The sequence below is a fragment of the Hymenobacter norwichensis DSM 15439 genome (assembly GCF_000420705.1).
GTDB lineage: Bacteria > Bacteroidota > Bacteroidia > Cytophagales > Hymenobacteraceae > Hymenobacter > Hymenobacter norwichensis.
In genome coordinates, this window is sequence record NZ_ATVL01000009.1 from 554,819 (window position 1) to 580,484 (window position 25,666).

General features: G+C 56.6%; 20 protein-coding genes. 5 read left to right on the plus strand and 15 right to left on the minus strand.

What is annotated here, in order from left to right:
• Positions 1 to 36: 36 nt before the first annotated feature.
• On the minus strand, positions 37 to 1,662 hold the full coding sequence (gene pckA, locus G536_RS0117245) for a phosphoenolpyruvate carboxykinase (ATP) (RefSeq protein ID WP_022824849.1): 1,626 nt from the start codon (positions 1,660 to 1,662) through the stop codon (positions 37 to 39).
• A gap of 232 nt (positions 1,663 to 1,894) precedes the next feature.
• Between pckA and G536_RS0117250 the strand changes: the two genes are divergently transcribed.
• Positions 1,895 to 3,316, plus strand: a complete 1,422-nt coding sequence (locus G536_RS0117250) for a peptide MFS transporter (protein ID WP_071837746.1) — start codon at positions 1,895 to 1,897, stop codon at positions 3,314 to 3,316.
• A gap of 358 nt (positions 3,317 to 3,674) precedes the next feature.
• Here G536_RS0117250 and groL read toward each other — a convergent pair whose 3' ends face one another.
• From groL to G536_RS0117320, 12 genes are all read right to left on the minus strand, one after another.
• Positions 3,675 to 5,315 carry a chaperonin GroEL gene (gene groL, locus G536_RS0117255; RefSeq protein WP_022824851.1) on the minus strand — a complete coding sequence of 547 codons (1,641 nt, stop codon included), beginning with the start codon at positions 5,313 to 5,315 and terminating at the stop codon, positions 3,675 to 3,677.
• Between the two features lie 42 nt (positions 5,316 to 5,357).
• Positions 5,358 to 5,648 carry a co-chaperone GroES gene (groES, locus tag G536_RS0117260; RefSeq protein ID WP_022824852.1) on the minus strand — a complete coding sequence of 97 codons (291 nt, stop codon included), beginning with the start codon at positions 5,646 to 5,648 and terminating at the stop codon, positions 5,358 to 5,360.
• Between the two features lie 249 nt (positions 5,649 to 5,897).
• Positions 5,898 to 6,302, minus strand: a complete 405-nt coding sequence (gene secG / locus G536_RS0117270) for a preprotein translocase subunit SecG (protein WP_022824854.1) — start codon at positions 6,300 to 6,302, stop codon at positions 5,898 to 5,900.
• Positions 6,303 to 7,643 carry a hypothetical protein gene (locus G536_RS30850; protein WP_022824855.1) on the minus strand — a complete coding sequence of 447 codons (1,341 nt, stop codon included), beginning with the start codon at positions 7,641 to 7,643 and terminating at the stop codon, positions 6,303 to 6,305. It abuts the gene before it with no gap.
• Positions 7,644 to 7,778: 135 nt separating this feature from the next.
• A complete protein-coding gene (locus tag G536_RS0117280; protein WP_022824856.1) occupies positions 7,779 to 8,324 on the minus strand; it encodes an LptE family protein in 546 nt (181 codons plus the stop codon).
• Positions 8,305 to 9,618, minus strand: a complete 1,314-nt coding sequence (locus G536_RS0117285) for a sigma-54 interaction domain-containing protein (RefSeq protein WP_022824857.1) — start codon at positions 9,616 to 9,618, stop codon at positions 8,305 to 8,307. Before G536_RS0117285 ends, G536_RS0117280 begins: the two co-directional genes overlap by 20 nt.
• A 530-nt stretch (positions 9,619 to 10,148) precedes the next feature.
• Positions 10,149 to 11,603 carry a tRNA (N6-isopentenyl adenosine(37)-C2)-methylthiotransferase MiaB gene (miaB, locus tag G536_RS0117295; RefSeq protein ID WP_022824859.1) on the minus strand — a complete coding sequence of 485 codons (1,455 nt, stop codon included), beginning with the start codon at positions 11,601 to 11,603 and terminating at the stop codon, positions 10,149 to 10,151.
• Positions 11,604 to 11,784: 181 nt separating this feature from the next.
• Positions 11,785 to 13,050: an aminodeoxychorismate synthase component I gene (gene pabB, locus G536_RS28550; protein WP_022824860.1), complete on the minus strand. Its 1,266-nt coding sequence runs from the start codon at positions 13,048 to 13,050 to the stop codon at positions 11,785 to 11,787.
• Positions 13,051 to 13,091: 41 nt separating this feature from the next.
• Positions 13,092 to 14,582 carry a tetratricopeptide repeat protein gene (locus tag G536_RS0117305; protein ID WP_022824861.1) on the minus strand — a complete coding sequence of 497 codons (1,491 nt, stop codon included), beginning with the start codon at positions 14,580 to 14,582 and terminating at the stop codon, positions 13,092 to 13,094.
• Between the two features lie 98 nt (positions 14,583 to 14,680).
• Positions 14,681 to 15,445, minus strand: coding sequence for a zinc ribbon domain-containing protein (locus G536_RS0117310; RefSeq protein WP_022824862.1), 765 nt, complete (start codon positions 15,443 to 15,445; stop codon positions 14,681 to 14,683).
• Complete coding sequence (locus tag G536_RS0117315; protein ID WP_022824863.1) at positions 15,435 to 16,535, minus strand: Nif3-like dinuclear metal center hexameric protein; 1,101 nt, start codon at positions 16,533 to 16,535, stop codon at positions 15,435 to 15,437. Before G536_RS0117315 ends, G536_RS0117310 begins: the two co-directional genes overlap by 11 nt.
• A gap of 76 nt (positions 16,536 to 16,611) precedes the next feature.
• Entirely contained in the window at positions 16,612 to 17,331 is a 720-nt protein-coding gene (locus tag G536_RS0117320) for a uracil-DNA glycosylase family protein (RefSeq protein WP_084708672.1), read from the minus strand.
• Positions 17,332 to 17,373: 42 nt separating this feature from the next.
• Between G536_RS0117320 and lpxK the strand changes: the two genes are divergently transcribed.
• From lpxK to G536_RS0117335, 3 genes are all read left to right on the plus strand, one after another.
• Positions 17,374 to 18,441: a tetraacyldisaccharide 4'-kinase gene (lpxK, locus tag G536_RS28555; protein WP_022824865.1), complete on the plus strand. Its 1,068-nt coding sequence runs from the start codon at positions 17,374 to 17,376 to the stop codon at positions 18,439 to 18,441.
• Between the two features lie 13 nt (positions 18,442 to 18,454).
• Positions 18,455 to 20,464, plus strand: a complete 2,010-nt coding sequence (locus G536_RS0117330; RefSeq protein WP_169515121.1) for a putative porin — start codon at positions 18,455 to 18,457, stop codon at positions 20,462 to 20,464.
• A gap of 100 nt (positions 20,465 to 20,564) precedes the next feature.
• Complete coding sequence (locus G536_RS0117335; protein WP_022824867.1) at positions 20,565 to 21,161, plus strand: MiaE family protein; 597 nt, start codon at positions 20,565 to 20,567, stop codon at positions 21,159 to 21,161.
• 149 nt (positions 21,162 to 21,310) lie between these two features.
• Here G536_RS0117335 and G536_RS0117340 read toward each other — a convergent pair whose 3' ends face one another.
• Positions 21,311 to 23,176, minus strand: coding sequence for a glycoside hydrolase family 2 protein (locus tag G536_RS0117340; RefSeq protein WP_022824868.1), 1,866 nt, complete (start codon positions 23,174 to 23,176; stop codon positions 21,311 to 21,313).
• Between the two features lie 202 nt (positions 23,177 to 23,378).
• Between G536_RS0117340 and G536_RS0117345 the strand changes: the two genes are divergently transcribed.
• Positions 23,379 to 24,131 carry a DUF4261 domain-containing protein gene (locus G536_RS0117345; protein ID WP_169515122.1) on the plus strand — a complete coding sequence of 251 codons (753 nt, stop codon included), beginning with the start codon at positions 23,379 to 23,381 and terminating at the stop codon, positions 24,129 to 24,131.
• A gap of 114 nt (positions 24,132 to 24,245) precedes the next feature.
• On the opposite strand, the gene G536_RS0117350 is transcribed toward G536_RS0117345, so the two are convergent.
• Positions 24,246 to 25,520, minus strand: coding sequence for a hypothetical protein (locus G536_RS0117350; protein ID WP_022824870.1), 1,275 nt, complete (start codon positions 25,518 to 25,520; stop codon positions 24,246 to 24,248).
• Between the last annotated feature and the right edge of the window lie 146 nt (positions 25,521 to 25,666).

The following is a 25,666-nucleotide window of genomic DNA, read 5'->3' on the forward strand; positions in this document are numbered from 1 at the left end:
GACCAGCGGGGGTTTATCGATTTGATAATCAAGATTCTACACGCTGGCTGCTACTTCCGTGCGAGGAGCCCCGGCCATAATATCGGCATTGGCAAAGGCGGCGTACTTCTCGAAGTTATTGGCAAACTTATGCGCCAGCTCTAGAGCGGTGTGATCGTAGGCTTCCGGGTCCTGCCACGTGTGGCGTGGATCGAGTAGCTCGGTAGGAACGCCAGGCACGGCGGTGGGCATCTGCACCCCAAAGATTGGGTGCGGCGTAAACTCAGCGTCGTGGAGCTGCCCAGTGAGAGCGGCCGTGAGTAGGGTGCGGGTATGCGGCAGACTCATGCGGTGGCCGGTGCCATAGCTACCGCCAGTCCATCCCGTGTTTAGCAGCCACACTTGCACGTCAGGGTTCTCATCGAGCTTGCGGCCCAGCATTTCGGCGTAGGCAGTGGGGTGCAGCGGCAGAAACACCGCGCCGAAGCAAGCCGAAAAAGTGGTTTGGGGCTCGGTTACGCCCATTTCGGTGCCGGCCACTTTGGCGGTGTAGCCCGAGAGGAAGTGATACATGGCGTGGCTTTTGTCGAGCTTGCTGAGCGGCGGCAGCACCCCAAACGCATCGGCCGTGAGAAACACGATGTTGCGCGGGGCTGGGCCCACGCTCGGCTCCAGCGCATTCGGGATGAAGTGCAGCGGATAAGCCGCTCGTGTATTCTCGGTTACGGTCTTGTTGGCGTAGTCTACGGTGGTGGTGCCGGGCACGAAGCGGGTATTCTCCAGAATGGCGCCGGGCCGGATGGCGTCCCAGATTTGTGGCTCTTTTTGCTGGCTTAGGTCCACTACTTTGGCGTAGCAGCCGCCCTCAAAGTTGAAAATGCCATCCTGTGGAGTCCAGCCGTGCTCGTCGTCGCCGATGAGGCTGCGAGTAGGATCGGCCGAAAGGGTGGTTTTTCCGGTGCCTGACAGGCCAAAGAAAATGGCGGTATCGCCAGCGGCCCCCACGTTGGCCGAGCAGTGCATGGGCAGCGTGTTGTGCTGCACCGGCAACAGGAAGTTGAGCACCCCAAAAATGCCTTTCTTCATCTCGCCGGCATAGCCCGTTCCGCCAATAAGCAGTACTTTCTTGGTGAAGTTGAGGATGGCAAAGTTCTTCTGGCGGGTGCCATCCACGGCTGGGTCAGCCTCGAAACCAGGCGCGTTGATAATAGTGAAATCGGCCGTCCAGCTGGTGTCGGCGCCTGCCTCAGGACGCAGGAATAGATTGTTGCTGAATAAGTTGTGCCAAGCCAGCTCGTTCACTACCCGTAGCTTAAGCTGATAGGCGGGGTTGGCGCCAGCATAGGCCTCGCGCACGTACAGTTCTTTGCCAGCAAGGTAGGCCACCATTTTTTGCTGCAACCGGTCGAACTTCTCTGGCGCAAAAGGAATATTGATGTCGCCCCACCATACCCGGGTGGTCGTTAGCTCGTCCTGCACAATGAAACGATCTTTGGGTGAACGGCCCGTAAACTGCCCGGTGTCGCACATGAGGGCGCCGAGGTCGGTGAGCTGGCCTTCGTGGCGGCGCAGGGCGTGCTGCACCAGCTCGTCGGCTGGCAGGTTTAGGTGTACCTGGGCCGGGGCAGTGGTAAAGCCCAGTGGCGCCAGACGGGACATAATGGTGGCGGCGGGGTTTGTCATAAACTGTGGGAACAGAAGGGTGGGATTTGGTAGTACAATCAGGATATGGCAGCAAAATTATAGGAAAAAATTGATATGCAAACGATTTCGATGGATTATAGAGCGAATATTCGCTGTATTCGATGCCAGATAGGGCACCGCTGGCAGTTCACAAAGTTTTGTAGCTTTACCAATTAGCGTCTGGTTGCAGCCAGCCGTGTTTTTCCTTTCTCACTCATCTCAAATCACCTTCATGCAAACCACCTCTGCTGTCCAGGATCAACCCGTTATGCGGAAAAGCCATCCACCTGGACTTTATCTGTTGTTCTTCACGGAAATGTGGGAACGGTTCAGCTACTATGGCATGCGTGGTTTGCTGGTGCTCTACCTAACCAAAACGGCTCTCGAAGGCGGATTGGGTATTCCTGAGGCCAGCGCAACGCTGATTTATGGCTACTTCACCGGCTTTGTGTACTTCACGCCCATTATCGGAGGATGGTTGGCCGATAAATATATCGGCCAGCGCCGGGCCATTCTGATAGGGGGCCTTACAATGGCTGTGGGGCAGTTTTTTCTGTTCATGCAGCCTGCGCTATCCACCCAAGCCGCCGCGCTGGGTTTGCCCTGGCCTACTATGATTGGTCTATTGTTGCTGATGCTCGGCAACGGTTTTTTCAAGCCAAATATTTCCACCATTGTTGGCAAGCTCTATGAGCAGGGCGACCCGTTGCGTGACGCTGCTTTCACCATCTTTTATATGGGCATCAACACGGGGGCTTTCATTGCGCCACTGGTGTGCGGCTTCCTGGCCGAAAACCTGTTTGCCACCAAAGATGCCAGCGGCGCAATCCTAAGTTATGGTTTTCGCTACGGCTTCCTAGCCGCCGGTATCGGTATGCTGATTGGACAACTTGCCTTTAATCTGCTCGGCAAAAAGTACCTCGGCGACGTAGGGCTGTATCCAGAAGGTCAAAGCGCCGACAAGAGTAAGGTTGTAGTAAAGGAGCCATTGACTAAAGAAGAAACCGACCGGATGGCTGTGGTATTTATTATTACCCTGTTCGTGGTGTTTTTCTGGGCGGGTTTCGAGCAGGCGGGTTCTTCCCTCACGCTTTACACCGATAAGTATATCAACCGGGAGGTAGCTGGTTTCCTGATTCCAACCTCGTGGTTTCAGTCGGTAAATGCTGGCTTTATCGTGCTCCTAGGGGCGCCTATTGCTGCTCTATGGGTCAGTTTGGGCCGGAAGGGTAAAGACCTGAGTATTCCAGTGAAGATGGGCCTGGGTATGGTGTTACTGGGCGTAGGCTTTCTGTTCATGGTCGGCGCGGTAATGGAGCGCGGCGGCGACGTAGCAGATCAGACTATCAAAGCCAGCATTTGGTGGCTGATTGCTACCTATTTCTTTCACACCGTTGGGGAACTGTGCTTGTCTCCGGTTGGCCTTTCTATGGTGTCGCGCCTTTCGCCGCCCGCCCTTACCTCTATGTTGATGGGGGTGTGGTTCTTGGCTCCTTTCGTAGCGCAGATTGCCGGCGGCTATATTGCCAAATATGTAGAAGAGCTAGGCGCGCTAACCGTATTTGGCTTGATTGCCGGCTTCGTTATCCTGGCAGGCCTAATTCTGATTGCCATTTCCAGAAAGCTGTTTCACATGATGCACGGCCGTGGCTAGCTCCTGAGTGGCAGCCATGTGCTGCTACTAAGCCATGATGAAAGCCTGCCCCGAATGTTCGGGGCGGGCTTTTTTACAACCTTATAGTTCCTGTGTAGTAATACCGCGCGTCTACTTGTCATTCATATCTAACGAAGGGAAGTATCACTGTCTATGTTGAAGCCACAGTTTATTTGTGCTTGAGCAAGGTCTTTCGCACTCTCATAATGATAGACAGAATACAGAACCGCTTGCAGTATTGGCTGACGAACTGGTTGTAGGTGCAAAATATGCTTCCTCAAAAACGCAAAAAGCCCCACCGGACCTACGTCCAGCGGGGCTTTTTGCGTTTTTGAGGAAGTCTCAGACGACTATTGAATTACATCATGCCGCCCATGCCACCCATGGCACCTCCACCACCAGCGTGGCTGTGCTCTTTCTCGTTTTCAGGCTCGTCCGAAATCACGCATTCCGTGGTCAGGAGCAGGCCAGCAATCGAAGCAGCATTTTCCAGGGCCAGACGCGTTACCTTGGTAGGGTCGAGGATACCGGCCGCCATCAGGTTTTCGTACTTGTCTTCGCGGGCGTTGTAGCCGTAGTCACCTTTGCCTTCGCGCACTTTCTGTACCACTACCGAACCTTCGCCACCAGCGTTGGCCACGATAGTACGCAGGGGAGCTTCGAGGGCCGTGCGGATGATGTTTACACCGGTACGCTCGTCGAGGTTGATAGTGTTTACACCTTCGAGGGCATCGAGGGCACGTACCAAAGCCACGCCGCCACCCGGTACTACGCCTTCCTCAACGGCGGCGCGAGTAGCGTGCAGAGCATCGTCAACCCGGTCTTTCTTTTCCTTCATCTCCACCTCGGTAGAAGCACCGATGTATAGGATAGCCACACCGCCCGACAGTTTGGCAAGACGCTCCTGGAGCTTCTCCTTGTCGTAGTCGGAAGTAGTGGTTTCGATTTGGGCTTTGATCTGGTTGATGCGGCTGGTGATGCCGTCTTTGTCACCTTTGCCATTGACAATCGTGGTGTTGTCTTTGTCAATGATGATTTTCTCGGCGGTACCCAAGTACTCCAGCGTAGCGCTGTCGAGCTTGTAGCCACGCTCTTCCGAGATAACCGTGCCGCCAGTCAGGGCTGCAATGTCCTCCAGCATCGCCTTACGACGGTCGCCGAAGCCAGGAGCTTTCACAGCAGCAATTTTCAGCGAACCACGCAGCTTGTTTACTACCAAAGTAGCAAGAGCTTCGCCGTCAACGTCTTCCGAGATGATAACCAAAGGCTTACCAGTCTGAACTACCTGCTCCAATACGGGCAGCAGCTCTTTCATGGTGCTTACTTTCTTGTCGTAGATGAGGATGTAAGGCGAGTCGAGCTCCACTTCCATCTTCTCCGGATTGGTTACGAAGTAAGGGGAGAGGTAGCCGCGGTCGAACTGCATGCCTTCCACCGTTTTCACTTCGGTTTCGGTGCCACGCGCTTCTTCTACCGTGATAACGCCTTCCTTGCCTACTTTGTCCATGGCATCGGCAATCATCTGGCCGATTTCCATGTCGTTGTTGGCTGAAATAGCGCCTACCTGAGCAATTTCCGAAGAGTTTTCAATCTTCTTCGACTGCGCTTTCAGGTTGGCAACTACAGCTTGTACCGCCTTGTCGATGCCGCGCTTCAAATCCATTGGATTAGCGCCAGCAGCTACGTTCTTGGAACCGGCTGCGTAGATGGCCTGAGCCAATACGGTAGCGGTAGTGGTACCGTCACCAGCCTGGTCGGCGGTTTTGGAAGCTACTTCTTTTACCAACTGTGCGCCCATGTTCTCTACTGGGTCACTCAGTTCGATTTCTTTGGCTACCGTCACACCGTCTTTGGTGATGCTCGGAGCGCCGAATTTCTTATCGATAACCACGTTGCGGCCTTTAGGGCCGAGGGTTACTTTTACAGCATTCGCCAGCTTGTCTACGCCGCGTTTCAGCTTATCACGGCCGTCGGTGTCAAATAGGATGTTCTTAGCCATCTGGAATTTCGGGTGTTTGGAATCAGAGAGAAAGGAGTGGGCTTAGATAACAGCGAAAATGTCCGACTCCCGCATGATGAGGTAGTCCTCGCCGTCTATGGTGATTTCGGTGCCGGCATATTTGCCGTAGAGCACCTGGTCGCCCACTTTCACTTGAGGCTGGATAGTGGTGCCGCTGTCGGCCACTTTGCCTTCGCCGACGGCTACTACTTCGCCGCGCTGTGGCTTCTCCTTGGCCGTGTCGGGGATGATGATGCCCGATTTGGTTTTCTCCTCGGCAGCGGCCGGCGCGATGATAACGCGGTCAGCCAGTGGTTTCATGCTAAGCGACATATTGTACGTTTTGGTTGAAAGGTTTACTTGAAACAAGGTGGTGTCCGCCCTCCCTCACTTCCTGTGCCAGCCCGTAGAAACCTGACAGAATGAACACCAAAAAGGCGCATTGCGTCAGGATTATGTACGAAGCCTGCCAGACGTGGCAGAATTGCCCCCCCCTCGCCCCAGCCTGCCAGAGCATGTGTGGCACAACGAAAAGGGGCTTTCCGGATGGAAAGCCCCTTGGTACTCGGAGTTGGGAGCAATTTACTGAGCCGGAGTAGAAGCTGGAGCCGGTGAGGCGGGCTGTTGTGCCGGAGGGGTAGCACCACCCGCAGCTGGAGCTGTTGCCCCCGGGGCAGTTGGTGCTGGAACAGATGGAACCTTCTGCTGCTCCAACGCCCGACGCTGGTTGACGCTGCGTACCGGACCGTTGCCGGCTTGCGTGCCACTGATTACGTGCGTGCCCAGCGTGAGCACCATTAGTCCGATGGCAAAGCCCCAGGTCATACGCTCCAGCAGGTCGCCGGTGCGCTTTACGCCCATGAGGTTGGCCGCGCCGCCCGAGCCGAACTGGCTGGACAGTCCGCCGCCTTTGGGGTTCTGCGCCAGAACAACAATGGCCAGCAGGAAACAAACGATAAGTATAACAACAATGAGCGCAGCGTACATTTACTCGGGAGTTTTCAGGTGTAGAATTTGGTCGGCAAAGTACGCGCTTTTTTCCGGCTGACGTATCATAAGCTGCTCATATATTTCGATGGCGCGGTCCTTTTTGCCTTGCTTGACTAGGATTTTGGCCAAGCTTTCTGAGGCCAGCGCGGGTGGAGACGAGGTGCTGCGCGCCGACAAATCGGTTTGTTCCTGTGCAGTGGGCACCACCACCGGCGACTTCAGCCGCGGCTGTACTTTCAGAAACCGGTTGATTAGGTCCAGGGAGGAAGGAGCCGGCGCGGCGGGCAGCTGCGGACGGCTTGCATGTTCGTGCAGCAGGGCGTCCGGTGGGAAAAACTCGGCTCTGGGCAGGGACTGCGTCAGCTCCTTATCCTGCAATTGCAAGGCGTAGCCCAGGCGGCTGCCTTCGGGTAGTAAGCTGTATGCCAAGGAAATATCGGCGCGAAAAGGTGGGGCCAGTGCCGTAGTGGCAGCAGGTGTCAACGAAAGGCCTTCCTGAAGGACCTCTGGGTCAGAATCTTCGTCTTCCAGACCAGGCAATCGGTAAAGAACAGGAACAAGCTGGTTGTTGGGCTCACCCAAGCCAAACTCGAACCGGGAGATACCCGCATCGGCCGGCGGCCGGATGGGCGGTGCTACGGCAAGCACTAACTCTTCCGGCTCTGATACTACCGGGTCGGGCTGGGTGGTGGCAGCCTCGGTGGGCGGAGCAGCTGGTTCGGGAAAGGCGGTAACCTCAGTTGGTTGGTTTTCTTCTGGCGGAAAGATTTGGTCTTCAGTTGTTTCGGTGGACTCTGCCGGCAGTTCAGATAGAGCTCTAGGTTCCGGAAGGTCATTTTCCTGCTTAGGATCAACGAGTTGTGCAGCTGTTGCAGAAAAATCAATCGGCTCCGGGGCGAGCGTGGGGGCAGCTTCTGCTGGGACTTCCTCCGCGTGGGTAGCGGCCTCGTCGTCCGGCGCTTCCAGCGGCTGAACGTCCTCGGGTATCAGCGCCTGAAAAAATGCGGTGGAATTGCCCGCCAAAGCCGCAGCCGGCACGGACACTCCCGCTTCGGCGGCGACCAGCTCTTTCGGGGCCGCCAAGTCCGGGGGGGCGGCAACTGGAGCGGGTTGTTCTAGGAGTTGCCGCAGCAGCTGCCGATCAACGGCGTAGGTGGCGGCGCGGCGCAGGCGTTGGCTGGCCAGCATACTGCCCTGGTCGTGGGCAGATTTGGCCAGCAGTAGGTGAGCGGTCTGGCAGTACGGGAAGGCTGCCGCCAACTGTTCCAGCTCCCGCACTTCTGCTTCTGAAATGCTCCCCACGTGGTTGAGAATGTGCAACAGCGACGCGCGGGTCATTTCAGCTAACAGTTAAATGATGGGATAAGCAACGGCCAAGGGCCGCTTCAAGGAGGGAAAATGGCGGGCTATGCATCGCAGAACCGGACCGCAACAATACGGCAATTCGGCCAGTAATTCATCGGGCAACGCCCCTCACCAGTTGGCCACCGACTTGTTGAAGGCATCGGTAATGATATTTTGGGTGATGCGACGTACAGCCGTTGGGTCGTTGTTGATGCGGGCAATATCCTGGGTGGCGGGAAAGTCAGCGTTGCTTTGAAAAGTCTGCTCGAAGTCCTGCTTGGGGTCTTTGGTGTTGGTGAACTTGATGCGCACCTGAATGGTCAGGCGGTTGACGCCGGCCTGGTCCTGGCCGTTGGTTTGCTGAATAGCCGCTGGGGCGTAATCGTAGGCAATGATCTGACCTTCAAACTGTAAGTCGCCGTCGCGCGGTACCTGCTTGATGCTGGTATTGCGCTGGAAGTAGTCCTTGAAGTCTTCCGTAAACCGCTGCGACAAAGCAGACGGCCCATTGCTCGACGTGTTCTGAAACGTGGCAATAGAAATGCTCTTCACATCAGGAGTAACGCTGACGCCGCTGAACGAATAGATTTTACAGCCGTGCAGCGCAAACACGATTAGCACGCTCAGAATCCAGCCGCCAACCCGTTGCACTTTATTACGCTTGTTCCAAATCATACTGCTTGAGTTTACGGTACAAAGTCCGCTCGGAGATGCCGAGGTCATGGGCCGCGTACTTGCGTTTATTGTGGTGCTTTTTCAGCGCTTTCAATATCATTTCCTTTTCCTTGGCTTCCAGCGAAAGAGTTTCCTCTTCGGTTTCGTGCGGGATATCCTCTACCCGGTGAGCCTCCTCTTCGTAGTCGGTGGCGTCTTCCACCGTGTTGGGCGTGAGGATGTATTCGGTAGGGCCGCCGTCGGGGGAAGGCTGGCGGAGCGGGCGGGCGCCGGAATCGTAAGGAGCCGGACCTAAGTTGGTGAACAGGTGGCTGTTCTGGCGCAGCATTTCCTGGGCTTCCTGCGGCCGTTGACCGGTGGCCATATCCAGCACTAGCTTCTTAAGGTCAGTCATGTCGCGGCGCATATCAAAGAGCACCTTATACAGCAGGTCACGCTCTGAGTATGTGTTGCCGTCGTTGGAAGCGCCGGCGGCGTGCAGCAGCATGGGCAGGCGGCTACTTTGGTCGGCGGGCAGGTATTGGCGCAGGCGGCGGGCATCCACCTCCCGGTCGGTTTCTAGCACCGACATTTGCTCGGCTACATTCTTGAGCTGCCGGATGTTGCCGGGAAACCGGAACCGCTGCAAATCCTGCACCGCATCGGGCGTCAACGACACGGGCTTTACCCGATACCGGTCGGCAAAGTCAGTGGCAAACTTTCTGAATAATAAGTAAATGTCCTCGCCTCGTTCACGCAGTGGTGGAACCAGGATGGGTACCGTATTCAGGCGGTAGTACAGGTCCTCGCGGAAGCGGCCATCCCGCACGGCATCCAGCAGGTTCACGTTGGTAGCGGCTACTACGCGCACATCGGTCTTCTGCACTTTGCTGCTACCAACGCGGATAAACTCGCCGTTTTCCAGCACCCGCAACAGCCGGGCCTGGGTGCCGAGCGGCATTTCGCCAATCTCATCCAAGAAAATAGTGCCGCCATTCGTTACCTCGAAGTAGCCTTTGCGGGCTTCCTGCGCGCCAGTAAACGAACCTTTCTCGTGCCCGAATAGCTCAGAGTCAATGGTACCTTCGGGAATAGCGCCGCAGTTGATGGCAATGAATTGCCCGTGCTTGCGCGGCGACAAGGCGTGAATAATCTTGGAAAACGACTCCTTGCCGGACCCGCTCTCACCCGTAATCAGCACCGTCATATCAGTCGGCGCGACTTGTGCGGCCACCTGAATGGCGTAGTTCAGCGTCGGCGCATTGCCGATGATGCCGAAGCGCTGTTTTATGCTTTGTATTTCGGAAGGTGTCAAGTCGAAGGTGGGTTTTCGTGGGGAAGACGAAAAGAGAGGGTACTTTATTTTAAAATATTGGCCATATATACCCGTGCTTAATCAAAGCCAGATCGAATTCCCTGCGTTACTCGATCTGGCTTTGATTTGTAAAGTGATAGTCTCATACTCATACCCTTCTACGATACCTTCTACAAGCTAGTCGCCGAAAAGAAGATGCGAGTGCTTATATAGTATGTATGTTTTATATGTGACTTGGTCGTTTTCGGCATCCGAGAATATCCGTTCAACTTCAGCTTGGTTGAAAGTAACGCCTAGAAAGGCTTGCATTTCCTGCAAAGTCGTCCGAAGCTCCTCGTTAACAGAAAAGAGATGATAGCTCATTAATGACATCTCGGCACTGCAGAATACACTATTTTTTGGGGTAGTTCATCCGCCATAATAACCGGATAACTAGAAAAGCAACAAAGCCTCCACTCAGCAGTTGAAGTATTTGCCACAATATCAAACCAGTTTCCGGAGCCATTACTTTCAGAATAAGTAGTTATAAATTACACCGCTTCTCCCAGCAATGTGCTGGCCGAGCCGCTATTCACTAATACGTCCACATAGTCGCCTTTCTGGTAGTGCTTCTTGGGGAAGATGACAACCTGGTTCTGGCTGTTGCGGCCGCTAAGGTGCTCCTGGCTGCGCTTCGAGAAGTTCTCTACCAATACCCGGTGCACCTTGCCCACGGCCTGCTGGTTACGCAGGCGGCTGTGTTGCTGCTGCAAGTCAATTACCTCCTGGAGTCGGCGCTTCTTTACTGGCAGCGGCACGTCGTCTTCCAGCTTGCGGGCGGCCAGCGTACCGGGGCGCTCCGAGTAGAAGAACATGTAGGCCATGTCGTAATGCACGAACTCCATGAGGCTCAGCGTGTCCTGGTGTTCCTCCTCAGTCTCCGAGCAGAAGCCCGAAATCATATCGGTGGAAATGGCGCACTCCTCACCTAGAATGCGGCGGATAGCCTGCACCCGCCCTTCATACCAAGCCCGATCGTAGGTGCGGTTCATGAGAGCCAGTACCCGCGAGTTGCCGCTTTGGGCGGGCAGATGGATGTACTTGCAGATGTTGTCGTAGCGCGCCATGGTGTGCAGCACCTCGTCGGTGATGTCCTTGGGGTGCGAGGTGGAGAAACGCACCCGCAACGCCGGGCTTACCAGCGCAACACGCTCCAAGAGTTGGGCGAAATTCACTTGCTCAGTGCCGTCTTCTGAAGCCCATTTATAAGAATCGACATTCTGGCCTAGCAAGGTAACTTCCTTGTAGCCAGCCGCCACTAAATCCTGGGCTTCACGGATGATACTGTGCGCGTCGCGGCTCCGTTCGCGGCCCCGCGTGAATGGCACCACGCAGAAGGAGCACATATTATCGCAGCCGCGCATGATGCTGATGAAGGCCGTGATGCCGTTGGAGTTGAGGCGCACCGGTGTGATGTCGGCATAGGTTTCCTCGCGGCTCAGCAGCACGTTCACGGCTTTCTGGCCGCCATCAATCTGTTGAATTAGCTGCGGCAGGTCGCGGTAGGCATCGGGACCTACTACCAGGTCTACTAGTTTCTCTTCTTCTAGAAACTTGCTTTTCAGGCGTTCAGCCATGCAGCCTAGCACACCCACCAGTAAGCCGGGGTTGCGCTTCTTATGGCCGTTGATTTGGGAAAGGCGCATGCGTACCGTCTGCTCGGCTTTTTCGCGGATAGAGCAGGTATTGAGCAGTACCAAATCGGCGCCTTCGAGTTGTTCGGTGGTATCGAAACCCTCATTGAAGAGGATGCTAGACACGATTTCCGAATCGGAAAAATTCATCTGGCAGCCGTAGCTTTCAATATAGAGCTTGCGTTTGCGGCCCGTTTCAGTGGCCGGGCTTACCCGCACTTGACCCGAGGGTGTATCCTCGTGAGTGGTAGCGTCGGAGCTCGGGGTGGGCAGGGTATCGAGGAAGTCTAAGGTAATCAGCGGTTGAGACATGGGTTGCGGCGGGGCGTCAGCTTCACGTTCGGGAGAACCACAAAGGTAGCTGTTTTGGGGTGAAAATGACAGAATGGCAGAGGTTGGAAGAGATGATTTAGTCACCAAGTGATTTAGGGAGTTCTTTGTTCTGGCTGCGCAAGCGGCACTTGTAGAACATCAAACTCACTAGTTCACTACCTCACAATTTCACCCCTAATACTTCCAGTATGGCTTGGGCTTTTAAGAGGCACTCCTCGTATTCGCGTTCCGGCACCGAATCGTAGGTGATGGCCGAGCCGACCTGGAAGCTGAGGTAGCCGGTATCAGCGCGGTATTGCAGGCTGCGGATTACCACGTTGAACTCAAACTCCCCATCGGGCCAAGCGTAACCGATGCTGCCGCTGTAGAGGCCGCGCCGGGTGCGCTCATACTGCTCAATGAGTTGCATGGCCCGGATTTTAGGCGCGCCGGTCATGGAGCCCATGGGGAAGGTGGCCCGTAACACGTCCGTCAAGTCTACGTCAGGGCGCAGCTCGGCCGTTACAGTTGAAATCATCTGCCAGACGTGCTGGAAGGGGTAAAGACCAAACAGCTCGGGTACGTGCACGGTGCCGGTGCGGGCCACACGGGCCAGATCGTTGCGTACCAAGTCCACAATCATCAGGTTTTCGGCGCGCTCTTTTTCGTCGTGCAGCAACGTTAGGCGCTGCTGCTCGTCCTGGGCCGGGGTGGTGCCGCGCCGGATGGTTCCTTTGATGGGCTGGGAAATAATAATCGGCTCATAATGCGCCAAAAATCGCTCGGGGGAAGCGCACAGCAGGTAATGGTCATGGTGGCGAATAAAGCCGGCAAAGGGCGCGGGCGAGGCCGAGTTCAGCCGCGAGAATACGTCCACCGGGTTTAAACGCACGTTTTCGGCGTAAAACTCCTGGCACAGATTCAGCTCGTACACTTCCCCGTTGAGGATATCTTCCCGCACAGCTTCCACAGTTGCCAAGTATTCGGCCTTCGGCATGCGAGCTTGCAGGGGGGGCACCGTTGGTGGTGGCAGTGCCAGTGGCACAGTGGCCAGAATAGCATCGAGTACGCCTGCCGTATAGCCGTGAATCTCCAGCGAAGTGGGCCGCCAGTAAAGCCAGGTTGTGGGATAGAAGAAGTGTAGGGTCGGCCACTCCAGCCCCGAGGCATTGGTGCTGTGCAGTGCTTCTATCTCGTTTTTGACTTCGTACGTGAGGAAGCCCATGCGCGGAGTGGTATCTGGGGGGCGTGGCAGCCAGTGACGCAGCGCTGCCAGCGTACGCGGGGCATCGGGGGCCTCATCAGCCACACCCAATAGCCGGTCGAAAGGGCCTTCTGGATACGGCAGCCCATTCGGCTCGAAGTAGGCACAGTGCGTAAAACCCGCCGCCCAGCGCAGGGCGCGGGTACAAAAATCGGTGGGTAACTCGGTAAGTGGAACAGACAACACAGCGCAAAGGTAAGTCCTCAGCAGCCAGTCAGGACACCCTATTCCAACTCCTTGAGGGCCAGTTTGGCTTTGGTGTCGGTGCTGTTCTTGTACTCATGTTTAGGGTAGCTGAGCGCCTTCTCGAAGTATACCTTCGCCGTAGCTCGCTGCCCTTCCAGCTGGTACAAATACCCTAGCTGCAATGCCGATTGTGGCGCGAAGTAGTACGGGGCGGTACCGGCCAGCGCAATAGTACGGGCGTAAAACAGACGGGCCGAATCGAGGCGGTTGAGGCCGTGCCAGGCGCGGGCGCGGCGGTAAGGCGCTTCCAACCGGTCGCGCAGGGGAGTGGAGGCGGTGGCCTGAAAGCCATTGAGCGTCGCCAGCGCTTCCTGGTAGTACCCGCCGTCGATTTGCAGGCGGGCGCGGGTGAGCTGCCGGTTGAGTGGAAGCTGCCCATCGAAGAACCGTTGCGCGTATGTGTCCTCTTCTATTACCGTACGCCCGCCCGCATTAATCTGGCGGCGGTACCGCTCGGCGGCCGGCGCGTCATTGGCCAGCCAGGCGGCCAGGTACAGCTTGAAATACGCATCTTTGCGGTAATGCTCGCCCGAATATTCCATCAGAAAAAGCTCGTTTTCACGACGGGAAACAGCGTACTGACCCTGGTACAGCAGCAAGTCGGCGGCCATGTGGTGCAGATAGGGGAGCGGCAGATAGCCAGGGCCGTTGGGGCGGGCGCGGTAAGCCGCCAGGGCGGCATCGGTGCGATGCTGCTTTTTGTTGAGGCTAACCAGTAAGTAGCTAAACAGCAGGTTGTCGGGTTGCTGCTGGGCAAGGCGCCCGACGAGTTGCAGAGCTTCGGCGGGCTTCTTGTAGTAGGTTTCCTCCACCAAAGCCAGAATAATCTGCGCCTCCGTCTGGAAGTCGTTGGGCTGACGGGCGGCGGCGCGCAGGTTGCTCAAGCCGCCTTCGACGCTGCCGCTCAGCCCCAGCAATTTCAGAAACCAACGGTAGCCCTCCGGCAACGAGCCAATGAAGAACTGCATCATCCCCAGTGTTTTGCGGGCCGGTAGATACGTGGGGTAGCGTTTCACGGTGGCCTGCATCTGCTGGTACGCCTGCCGCAAGCTCCAGGCACCCTGCACCTCGTGCCCAAAACTAACCTGCGCTGCCGCCTGATGCAGCCTAATTTCGGCGCGGGCATACTGCGTCAGCGCATTCGGCGGCAGCTTTTCCAGCATCGTCAGCCGCTCATCTTGGGCGTCGATGATGGCGTCGTAGCGGCGGCTGTCCTGGCCAACTAACAGTTCCGTAATTCCCAGACAATCGTGCACTAATAGGGTGCCAGCTGAAATAGGAGTTTCTCTGAGTAGTGCCCGGGCGGCGGCCGGGCGCATCTTCAGTACTTCGGCGTAGGCGCGGGCCTGCTGGGCAGTCAGGCCAACTGTGGGTGCTACTTCGGGCTGAATGGTTTCCGGTTGGAGCGCGCCGATAACTTCGCCTGAAAGCGCACAGATGCAGACTAGCAGAAGCAACGTCTTCTGCATCCATCTCTGCAACTGTCGTGCTTCCCCAGGGAATTTCATAGGCAAAAAAAGAACGGCGCGGAGGCCGTTCTTTTCTGGATTTAGGGTTGGGGAAAAAGCTACGCTACGATGCGGGCTTCCACGTCGGCCAGTACCCGGCCGCAGTGCTCACACACGATGATTTTCTTGTGCGAGATGATGTCGGCTTGGCGTTGCGGGGGCACCGTGTTGAAGCAGCCGCCGCAGGCGTCGCGCTTCACCGTTACCACGGCCAGGCCGTTGCGCACGTTGCCGCGGATGCGGGTGTAGGCCGTCAGCAGGCGGTCTTCCACAGGCTGGGTAGCACCAGCCCGCTCTTCCATCAGCTTTTTCTCGTCGGCTTCGCTTTCGCCCACGATGACATCAAGCTCGGTTTTCTTGTTGGTGAGGTCTTTCTTACGCTCATCCAGGCGCTGCTTGGTACCGGCGATGTCGGAGTTTTTCAACTCAATCTGGTACTGCGCTTCCTTGATTTTCTTCTCGGAAATCTGGATTTCCAGCTTCTGCAACTCGATTTCCTTGGCAATGGCCTCGTACTCGCGGTTGTTGCGCACGTTCTGCTGCTGGTCTTCGTAGCGCTTGATGAGGCCTTCGGCGTCTTTGGCGTTTTGCTTGCGCTGCTTGATTTGGTCGTTGAGGGCAGAAATTTCCTCGTCGAACTTGCTTACGCGCACCTCGTAGCCGGCAATTTCGTCTTCCAGGTCGCGCACTTCTTCGGGCAAGTCGCCGCGTACGCGCCGGATTTCGTCGAGCTGCGAGTCAATGCGTTGCAGGTTGAGCAGGGCTTCCAGCTTGCTGGCAACGGGGGCATCGGCCGGGGCAGTAGCGACGGGTTTAGAAGTCATAATGGACGGGGTTGGTATGGGTCTCGGCAATGAAGAGCGCAAAAGTACTCCCAAACTTGTCGGCAAGCAAATCCTGAAAGATTTCGCCGGTAAATTGTTCGCTCTCGAAATGGCCTACGTCGCAGAGCATTAATCGCCCTTCGGCCTGGAAGTATTCGTGGTACTTTAGGTCACCGGTCACGTAGGCGTCGGCCCCAGCAGCACGGGCTTTGCCAATTAGGAAACTGCCCGCACCACCGCACAAAGCTACTTTTTTGATAGGTTTCTCGAAAGCGGTGTGCTTTACGACGGGTACCCGCAAGGCCGTTTTCAGCTGCGCCCGGAACTCCTGAGCACTCAATGGTTCGGGCAACTCGCCTACCATACCGGAGCCAACCTCCTGATTGGCGTTTTCCAGCTTGATAATGTCGTAGGCCACTTCCTCATAGGGATGGGCCTGCTGCAAGGCGCGCACTGCAGTGTGTTGTAGGTGCAGGGGTAGCAACACTTCTACGCGCTGCTCGGGGCCAGTATGGGGCTGGTCGGGCTCACCTGAAAACGGGTTGGTAGCCGGGCCGGGCGTGAAGGTGAACGTGCCGTCGGTGCGGAAGCTGCACGCCGAATAGTCGCCAATCTGGCCGGCGCCGGCCGCGTACAAGGCTTTTAGCACGGCTTCGGTGTAGGTGGGCGGCACAAAGGTTACCAGCTTGGCCAGTAGGCCGGGCTTGGGGTCGAGGATGCGCAGATTCGTGAGGCCCAGCTTCTCGGCCAGCTTGCGGTTGACGCCGTGCCGCACGTTGTCGAGGTTGGTGTGGGCGGCGTAGAGCGCCACGTCGTGCCGGATGGCTTTGAGCAGTGTTTGTTCCACCTCGTTGGCGCCGGTCAGGCGCTTGAGTGGCTTGAAAATCAAAGGGTGATGGGCCACCACCACGTTGCAGCCGCGCCGGATGGCTTCGTCTACTACGGCTGGGGTGCAGTCCAGCGCAATTAGCACGCCGCGCACTTCCATCTGCGGGTTTCCGCACTGTAGGCCCGCATTATCATACGATTCTTGGTAGGCGAGGGGCGCCGCTGCTTCCAACACGCGGGCAAGGTCTTGAACGGTTGGCATGAGTATTACTTCTGAGTTTTAAATTGGAAATTCTGAATTGGAGCAGCTAAAACGTCAGTGGCTTCTTAGCTTTAGTTTAGCGCTCAATATCCAGAATTGATGACAGCACTTCTACATAGTGAGCTACATGGGTGGGCAGGTCTCGGCGCTTGTATTGCATAAGGTAGCGCGGATGGTCCAGCACGTGAATCGTGTTGAATAAGCCTAGTTCTTTGTTTAGCTTCTCAAACAGCAACCCATTGCGGCGACCCAAACATACGGCGGCCGTTTGAACCAACCCCAACTCCTGTACCTGCCGCTGCAACGAAGTTTGAATATCGGGTTCTAGTGCTGCCTGCAAAGCCGGGGAATCGTAATAGTTATAGTTTTTGCCGTGGCGCATCAGTACCAGCGGATAGAGGGAGCCGAGGTAGAAATCCTGGTAGAAAGCGGCTGGGCCGCCCATAGCTTCTATCACGCGGTACACAAACTGACTGCTCAACTCCGGATGCTGCGGTAGCTGGTTGGCAATGCCGCAGGCCCCAGCCAGCGCCGCTGGGTCGGTGAAGGCTACCCCGGTGCGGCCTGCCCCAAAGCGGCCGGGGTTAATACCCAGCAGCGCTACACGCGGGCGGTGGTCGGCATAGAATTTCTGGCCGAACTGCGTAAGCAACTTGGCTACCGGCGGCTCCTGATAGGGGTTGAGGGCCAGTACCTCATCGGGCAGAGCAGGCGGAGCCGGAAACGTGGTAAGAAAACGCAGGAGCCGGTTGGCGAAGATATCGGGCATGATGATAGAATTTGCAGACGCCTTCATAGCTACTACAAGCCGTTGGGTTTGGTTGGCTAACTTTGCCTCATGCCCACGCTGCTTACTTATGTGCTGTTGCCGTTTGCCTGGCTGTATGCGGGCATCATGGCCATGCGTAATTGGCTGTACGACAGAGGCTGGAAGCCTACGACGCGGTTTGGTACGGTGCCGGTACTCAGCGTAGGTAACCTGCGGGTAGGAGGCACCGGCAAAACGCCGCACGTGGCTTGGCTGGTGCAGGAGTTGCGCCAACAAGGGCAACAACCTGCTATTCTGAGCCGGGGTTACGGCCGCCGTACCAATGGTTTTCGACTCGGCAGCGCCACCGAAACAGCCGTTACGCTCGGCGACGAGCCCTGGCAGCAGTTCACTCATTTCGGGGGGCAGGTGCCGGTGGCGGTGTGCGAAAACCGGTTAACGGGTCTGCACGAGCTGCTCCGGCAGCAGCCCGGCATTACAGTTGTGGTACTGGACGATGCCTACCAGCACCGCCGGGTGCAGCCCGATTTTAGCGTGTTGCTGACCGAGCAGCAACGTCTGTTTTACCACGACTATGTGCTACCTGCTGGCCGCCTGCGTGAAAGTCGCGCCGGGGCGGCCCGCGCCGATGTGGTGGTGGTAACCAAGTGCGACCCAGCCCTGCCAGTGCTTGAGCAGCAGCAGATTACGCAAAGGATTCGGCGGTACAGCCGGCCTCATGTACCGGTATTTTTCAGCACCTATGCGTATGGCGTGCCAGTACCGTTGGCTGCTGGGGAGTTGCTAGAGCAAGAGTTTTCCGCGGAAATTGTGCTGTTGACCGGCATTGCCCAGCCAGGCCCCTTGCGGGAGTACCTGCGAGAGGCGGGCTACCAGATTGTCTATCATGCCGAGTTTGCCGACCATCATGCCTTCACTGCCGAGGAAATTGCGGCACTGAAAACGCATTACGAGCCGGGTCGGCGTATTTTTACCACCCAGAAAGACGCCGCGCGTTTGCTCGACCCCTCGTTGCATACGGAAATGGCGGGTCTGGCCGTTTTCTATATTCCTATTGCTGTGGAGTTTCTGGCAGACGGTGCCAACCGTTTGCGCCAGCTACTTCCGGCCGCTATTCAGCCCCAAGCTGTTGTCTGATTTTCTGTTCTCCGTGCTTTCAACCTGCCGGCCGCTGCGCCGCCCTACGGTTTTTCTGCTCTCACTTAAGCGCTGTGGGTGGCTGCTGGCGCTGCTGTTGGTGCTAAGCGCTTGCCCAATTATTGTGCAGGCCCAGATTCTCGATGATTCCACCAAAGTGCTGTATGGTGCCCGCACTACCCGTATTATTCGGGAAGACGACGTGCTGCACGACCGGACTGAGGGGCGTGTCATTGATACCACGCTCGTTGACTTCCCACAAACCCGCAACTGGTACCACGACAGCACCTTTTTCCAGGACTTGGGCCACGTAGGCACGGCGTCGCGGCCGTTGCTGTGGCGCACCAACACGCAACTAGGTACGCGCCTGGGCCGCAACGCCTTCGACAGGTACGCCCGCGACCCAGCCACCATTCCGTACTACGATTCCAAGTCGCCGTACACGTTTTTTCGCTTCATTCAGGGCGGTTTTGGGGAGCAAGTATTTGAACTGTCGTACACGCGCAGCATCAACAAAAACGCCAGCGTCGGGCTGGCCTACGAGCGGTTTGCGGCCAATAAAATCTACTCAACCAATAGCCGGAGCGGCTTGGTAGAGCATACTAATTTTCTGTTTTTTGCCCGCTTCCAAAGCACCGATGGGCGTTACCGCGCCTTATTTAACTACAATAACGTCCGCCACAATTCCGTTGAACCGGGTGGAGTGCGCTACCAGGCGGCAGTTTCCAATGGCGGAGCTATAACCCGACCAGCGGATACGGGGCCGGATGACCTGTTTGGCTACGCGGAAGAAGCCCCCCGGTTGACCACGGCCTCTAACCTGGAGCACCGCGACGGAATGCGGCTGGTGCAAACCTACCAACTGCTGGGCCGCGGCCTCACGGCTTACCACATCGTGGACTGGCGGCGGCAGTTCAACCGCTTTCGGGATACGCAACTCCCACAGGATCTGTCGAGTACTGATACCGTGTATTTTCGGCTGTATCCGGAGCGGCGTTTCAGCCAGACTGCCACCGACGACCGGGCCGAATTACAGCAGGTGGAGAACACGCTGGGTGTAACGGGCCACTCCGAAACGGTGGAATACCGGCTCTATACCCGGCAACGGAATGCCTCACTTTCCACCGGTCAACTAACGGGTAACCCCGGTACCATTGTAGAGCTATTGCCTAGCGAAAAGTACAGCAACACATTTGTAGGCGGTACAGCGGCCTTTCGCTACAAAATATTCGCTGTTGAAACGGCCGCCGAATACAAATTTTTCAACGAGTATATGTTGCGCGGCATTGCGCGGCTCGGTCCGCTTACGGGGGAAGTGCTGAGTACCAGTTACTCGCCTACACTCACTCAGCAGCAGTTTAACGGCAACCATTACCGCTGGGGCTCCAATTTTGATGCCACCGACCAGGTGTTCCGCGGCCTCAACAACTTCGACAACACCAAAGTCCAGCAACTTACCCTCCGCCTCGACCAGACGCTGGGTCGGCAGCGGCTACAGGGCTCGGTGGAGTTTGCCAATATCACCAGCCTCGTGTTTTACGATGAGTCGGGGCGCCCCGCGCAGTCCGGCCGGACGCTGCCGCTGCTGACGGTATCGGCGCGGCACCGTTTCAATGTAGGCAACTTTTTCTTTGACAATCAGGCCTACATCACGCGAGGTGGCGACGTGGCCGAACTGCGTATTCCGGGGCTAATCGCCAATGGCAAAGCGTATTATCAAGGCTACGTGTTCAAAAAAGCCTTGTTCGGCCAAATTGGCGGGGAGGTGTACTACCAATCCACGTGGCAGCCCTACGACTATAATCTCAGCACCCAGCAATTCTACGTGCAAAGCCGCTTCACCTCGGGCAGCTATGCCATTGCCGACGTGTTTCTGTCTGGCGATATCCGTACCGTGGGCTTCTTCCTGAAGATGGCCTATGTGAACCAGGGCTTGGGTCGCGACGGGTATTTTCCGACACCCTACTATACCGGTCTGCCACGGCGCTTCCAACTGGGTGTCCGCTGGCAATTTTTTGACTAAGAGTGGCCTAGGGTCTTAGGCGACGGTCTGCTTCCCAAGTCACATCGTGAACTGTTGGCGCATCATCCAAGACCCTAGGCCCTGAAGACCTCAAGACCCTATGAAAGAAAAAACCATTCTCAAGCTCAAGCTTAATACTGACCCACGCTGGGTGGACATTGCCAGCAAGAACATCGAGGACATTCTAGTGGACCACGCCTGGTGCGAGCAAAAAGCAGCTAGTACCGGCATCAGCATGATTATTCACTATCCCGAGAAAACCCGGCTGGTGGACGAACTGACCGACCTAGTAGCTGAGGAGTGGAGCCACTTCGAGCGGGTACTGTTGGAACTGCGCAAGCGGGGCTACCAATTGGGCCGCCCGCGCCGCGACGAGTACGTGGTGCAACTCCTAACGCACGTGCGTAAAGGCGGCCCCCGGGAGCGGCAACTCATGGACCAGCTGCTGGTGTCGGCCCTGATTGAAGCCCGCAGCTGTGAGCGGTTCAAGCTGCTCTGGAAGCATATTCCCGACCCCGACCTGAGCAAATTTTACTACGAGCTGATGGTATCCGAAGCTGCCCATTTCGTGAGCTATGTGGACCTGGCCAAAGAGTATTGCGACCCGGAGGAAGTAGACGCGCGCTTGCAAGAGTTGCTGAAACTGGAAGGTGAAATCGTAAGCAACCTGCCTGTTCGCAACGATCGGGTACACTAGGAATAGATAGGCTAAGTGTAGGACATAAGCACTATTAGTGACTGAAAATGCAAGTCATTGGCGGCCTGAAGCTGAGGTTTGATTTGAAATAAATAAAACGCCGCCGCACAAGCACTTGTACGACGGCGTTCTAGTATTAAGCAGCGGAGTTACTTTCCTGGTTCTGGCGGGCCAGCCTTTTCTGGATTGCGCGAATCCAGTAGGCCTGGCGGAACAGATAATGTGCCGGTGTGCGGATCGATGAGGCCGTTGCGCTCGTCTTCGATGTTGGTGGCTTGGGTGTACACGTCGCCGGCAATGGGGCGAGCCCGCAACTCCTGCTTGAAGCGGCGAATGTCTTCGGTGCGGCTTTCGGCATCCTTGGGTCCACCGTAGTCGGAGAAGCCAAAGCCGCCCCATTCGCTCACCAGCAGCGGTACCTGCTTGCGGTAGAAAAATGGGTCGCCAACTACCAGCGGGAAAGCCGCCGTGCCTACCAACTCGCCCTGCACCAGCCGGTCGAGTAGCTCTCGCCAGCGTTGCAGGTCGGGCGTGTAAAGGTGGGCCGTGAGCAGATCAGATTTCAAGCGACCTTCATGGGAAATGTGGTGCCAACCGTCGTTATCAACCACCAGAAACTGCGGGTACGCCAGCTGCATGTAGTGGTACATTTCCACAATGTACTTGCGGGTATCGGGGTTGGTGGCAATGTCTTGGGCGCCCCAGTCCTCGTTGTAGAGGCTCCAGATAACCACCGATGGGTGCGTACCAATCAACATCAGCATGCGCATCAGCTCGGCGCGGTGGTTTTCGCGGCTGCGTGGGGTGGAACTGTGCGGGCTGGGTACTTCCACCCACAGCAACAGCCCCAGCTCATCGGCCAGATTGTAGATGCGCGGGTCAACTCCAGCAATGTGCACCCGCACCAGGTTGCAGCCCAGTTCCTTCATGGCGTACATGTGCCGTCTGATTTCGGCATACGTGGCTGTACCAGGCTGATACAGAATGCCATCGAGGTAAATGGGCTCGTTGTTGAGGTACACGTAGCGGCCCCGAGCTTCTATTTTGCGCAGTCCGAAATGGGTTTCAATCTGTGCAGAATAACCGTCCTGGTCGATGAGGTCGGCAACGAGCCGGTAAAGGTTGGGCGTTTCCGTGGACCACAGCTTGGCTTCGGGTAGTTCCATTACCACGCGCTGCTGGCGTTGGCCGGCTTCTAAAGGCAATGAAAAATCGGAAGTAGCTAGCGGGGCTGTATCAGGAGCGGCGTTGCGCTCATACACCTGAAGGCGCAAGGTATATAGGCCGGGGTCGTGGATGCGGGGCGTAAATGTGAAGCGCACCAACTGGTCTTCTACCACGCTGACTACGCCCACGCGGGAGCGGAGCCGGTTGCGCTCCACCATTTCCAGCCACACGCTACGCACAGCGCCCGTGTTGGTCTGGTACCAGATACCGCCGCGCTTGTACACGTGTGACTCTTGCTTGCCGCGGGGCGTTTCGGCGTCCATGGTATCGGCAATGCGCACGGTCAGGCGGTTATTGGGGCGTAGCAACTCGGCTTTCAGCTCATAGGAAAACGAAGTGTACTCGCCGTAATGGATTTCTTCGCCCTCAATCGTGCGCAGCAAGCGGCCGTTCAGCCACACGCGCGTTTCATAGCCACAGGCCCCAAAGGTGAGCTGTAGCATCGAGCGGTTGAGCGACTCGGCCACTTCCGGCATCGTGAATTCCCGCTCGTACCATGCTACTACGCTGTCATGCCAAGCGGCCGGCAAGGACTGACTGTGAGCTTCGGCCATGTGGTTTTCAATGGAGCCCGGCCATTGGGCAATATGCTCGTAGTAGTGCCCCAGGTGCCAACCGTCGCGCAGGCCGGTGTCCTCGGTGTCGAGGGCGAAGCGCCAGTCGCCATCCAACAACACGTGGGTGTTAAGGCGCAGCACAGCGCGCGGCAGTGGGTTTTCAAATGGTTCCGGAGTATTTAGCTCTTCCTGGCTGATCGACAGACCATAGTTGGTTTGCTCGGAATTCATAGAGGGTGGTTTAGAGGAACATACGCCCTGTCGGCCGCCGCAAACCAGCGGCGGCTGGCTACACGAATGAAGGGCGGGCTTTGGAAAGTACGTGAGAAAAGGCTTTTATGCCGTCTTTTAACCCAGGCTGCCTTTACTGAGGTGCCTCTTTTTCCATCAAAAACCACACGCAATGGAAGATAGCAACGTTCCGGAATTGTTGATGGCGCGCCTGCTTTTCACCGAAAAGCCCCCGCTGGATGCCGCCGCGCTGGCCGCTGCCCTCCGCAAAGTTTTCGGGTCGGTTGATAACCCAGATGATTCGCTGGTGTACTTTTTCCCCGAATACCTTGTCACGTTCACTGAAGGCAACGTGCCCGCGCAACTGATGGTAGCCGCCGCCGAGCGGCCCTCCGGTACCGACTACCTGCAATCGGCCTTGCAACAAAGCTGGCACTGGCCCGAGGCCGCCACGGTGGTAGCGGGCTGTGAGCACGAAGTCAATATCACCGATTTTCTAACCCGCACGCTCGACTATTCCAAGCGAGTGGAACTCTTTCAGAAAGCGCTGGAGTGCCTGGTTACGCTGCTGACCCCGCAGGCTATCTACTTTAGTACCAGCGACAAAGTAGTGGAGCCTGCTGCCTATCTGAACCGGGGCAAAGCCGGGTTGGAAGGCCTGCTGAACGTCCGGCTTTTCAATATTTCCAATAGTGACGCGCAGGAGATGTTCATGGATACGCTGGGCTTGCACGCGCTGGGTTTGCCGGATTTTCAAATTCGGTTTGCCGACCTAGAGCCGGGCGAAGTAGCCGGGGCATTAACCGGCTACGCGTATTACCTCTTCGAAAACGGCCCGGTCATCGAAGACGGCAACACCATCCAGGGCCTCACGCCCGCCGACAAATGGACCTGTAACCACGCCGATTCGTTGGTAGGGCCGGAGCGGCTGGTGATTCAGCTGGAAACAGAATAGTAGCGACAGTGAGGCTGTGTCCTTTCGGCGCAGGAGGAATCTGGAAATAGGCAGTGAAAGACTTCACCCAGATGCCTTCTGCGTCGAAAGGATACGGTTGTAGAAGCGGCAAAATCAGGTTTTCTGCTTTTTCTTTTTGGCGGCCGGAAACAGCACGTTGTTGAGAATCAGGCGGTAGCCGGGGGAGTTGGGGTGCAGGGACAGGTCGGTGGGCTCTTCTTCCACCATGTGCTGATAGTCTTCGGGGTCGTGGCCACCATAGAACGTCCAGGTGCCTTTGCCCAGCGTGCCGTGCATGTAGCGCACCTCCCCGGAGGCCTTGTTGTCGCCCATTATTACCACATCCGACTTGATTAGACTCTTGCGAAATGCCGTGGTCTGGCCCATAAAGCCTTTAATGGTTTTCTCGTGGTCCTGGGTGAGCATAGTGGGCACCGGGTCGTATTTGGCCGAGAAAGTGAAGAGCTGGAAATAGTCGTTGTCTTCGTACACGCCTCGTTCGCGCTGGTCCATGTCGATGCTGCTGAACTCGTACTGGTACGGGTCGCGCACCAGCTGGAAGTCCTTGAACGCCAGGGTGCGATTGTAATTGAGCTTGCTCTGGGCGGCGGGGTCGGCCGGGTCGCCGTCGTACATGCTTTCCACCATGTCCACGCCTAGGCCGGCTAGCGCAATATCGTAGGTGTCGGTGGCCGAGCACATAGCAAACTGGAAGCCACCGCCGGCAATAAACTCTTGCATCTTGGTTACTACGGCGGCTTTCATTTCGCTCACCTTCGTAAAGCCGTGGCGCTTAGCGGCGGCCTCGGTATCGCGCTGCTGCTGCTGATACCAGGGGCGGTTGCGGTAGGAAGCAAAGAACTTACCGTACTGGCCGGTGAAATCCTCGTGGTGCAAGTGCAGCCAGTCGTACTTAGGTAGCTTGCCGTCCAGCACGTCGTCGTCATAAATCTGGTCGTACGGAATTTCAGCGTAGCCCAGCACCAGCGTCACGGCGTCGTCCCAGGGCTGCTTGCCCTTGGGGGTGTACACGGCAATTTTGGGTACTTTCTCCAGCTTCATCACGTCCATGTTGGCATTCGGATCAGCAATTTCTGACAGAATACCAGTGTACTGCGCCTCGCTAATAACCTGGTAGGACACGTTGCGCACAGCCAATTCATTTTCCACGCCCGCCGCCACCTCGCAGGCAAACGAGCCACCACGGTAGTTGAGCAGCCAATCGACCTCCACTTGCTTGGTAAGCAGCCAGTAGGCAATGCCGTATGCTTTGAGATGTTCTTTCTGCGCCTGATCCATCGGAATAAGCACATGGTTGGCACGGACTACGGTGGGAGCCGCCAAGCCAGTAAGCACTAGCAGAAATAGGAGAAAACGTTGGAATATCATGAGGCAAAAATTGGGCGCTGAATACTACTGCGGGAGCGTAGGCAACTGATGGAAGGTAGGCAGAAAAAATATAACACTAGTTTTCTGGCCATTATTCCATCGAAAAGTCGCTTGAAATTTGGACCAATTCGAGAAACTATAAAATT

Bases quoted from the DNA above. Each gene is read 5' to 3' on its own strand.
- pckA (WP_022824849.1), bottom strand. From the start codon at position 1,662: ATGACAAACCCCGCCGCCACCATTATGTCCCGTCTGGCGCCACTGGGC.
- G536_RS0117250 (WP_071837746.1), top strand. From the start codon at position 1,895: ATGCAAACCACCTCTGCTGTCCAGGATCAACCCGTTATGCGGAAAAGC.
- groL (WP_022824851.1), bottom strand. From the start codon at position 5,315: ATGGCTAAGAACATCCTATTTGACACCGACGGCCGTGATAAGCTGAAA.
- groES (WP_022824852.1), bottom strand. From the start codon at position 5,648: ATGTCGCTTAGCATGAAACCACTGGCTGACCGCGTTATCATCGCGCCG.
- secG (WP_022824854.1), bottom strand. From the start codon at position 6,302: ATGTACGCTGCGCTCATTGTTGTTATACTTATCGTTTGTTTCCTGCTG.
- G536_RS30850 (WP_022824855.1), bottom strand. From the start codon at position 7,643: ATGACCCGCGCGTCGCTGTTGCACATTCTCAACCACGTGGGGAGCATT.
- G536_RS0117280 (WP_022824856.1), bottom strand. From the start codon at position 8,324: ATGATTTGGAACAAGCGTAATAAAGTGCAACGGGTTGGCGGCTGGATT.
- miaB (WP_022824859.1), bottom strand. From the start codon at position 11,603: ATGTCTCAACCGCTGATTACCTTAGACTTCCTCGATACCCTGCCCACC.
- G536_RS0117305 (WP_022824861.1), bottom strand. From the start codon at position 14,582: ATGCAGAAGACGTTGCTTCTGCTAGTCTGCATCTGTGCGCTTTCAGGC.
- G536_RS0117310 (WP_022824862.1), bottom strand. From the start codon at position 15,445: ATGACTTCTAAACCCGTCGCTACTGCCCCGGCCGATGCCCCCGTTGCC.
- G536_RS0117315 (WP_022824863.1), bottom strand. From the start codon at position 16,535: ATGCCAACCGTTCAAGACCTTGCCCGCGTGTTGGAAGCAGCGGCGCCC.
- G536_RS0117320 (WP_084708672.1), bottom strand. From the start codon at position 17,331: ATGAAGGCGTCTGCAAATTCTATCATCATGCCCGATATCTTCGCCAAC.
- lpxK (WP_022824865.1), top strand. From the start codon at position 17,374: ATGCCCACGCTGCTTACTTATGTGCTGTTGCCGTTTGCCTGGCTGTAT.
- G536_RS0117335 (WP_022824867.1), top strand. From the start codon at position 20,565: ATGAAAGAAAAAACCATTCTCAAGCTCAAGCTTAATACTGACCCACGC.
- G536_RS0117340 (WP_022824868.1), bottom strand. From the start codon at position 23,176: ATGAATTCCGAGCAAACCAACTATGGTCTGTCGATCAGCCAGGAAGAG.
- G536_RS0117345 (WP_169515122.1), top strand. From the start codon at position 23,379: ATGGCGCGCCTGCTTTTCACCGAAAAGCCCCCGCTGGATGCCGCCGCG.
- G536_RS0117350 (WP_022824870.1), bottom strand. From the start codon at position 25,520: ATGATATTCCAACGTTTTCTCCTATTTCTGCTAGTGCTTACTGGCTTG.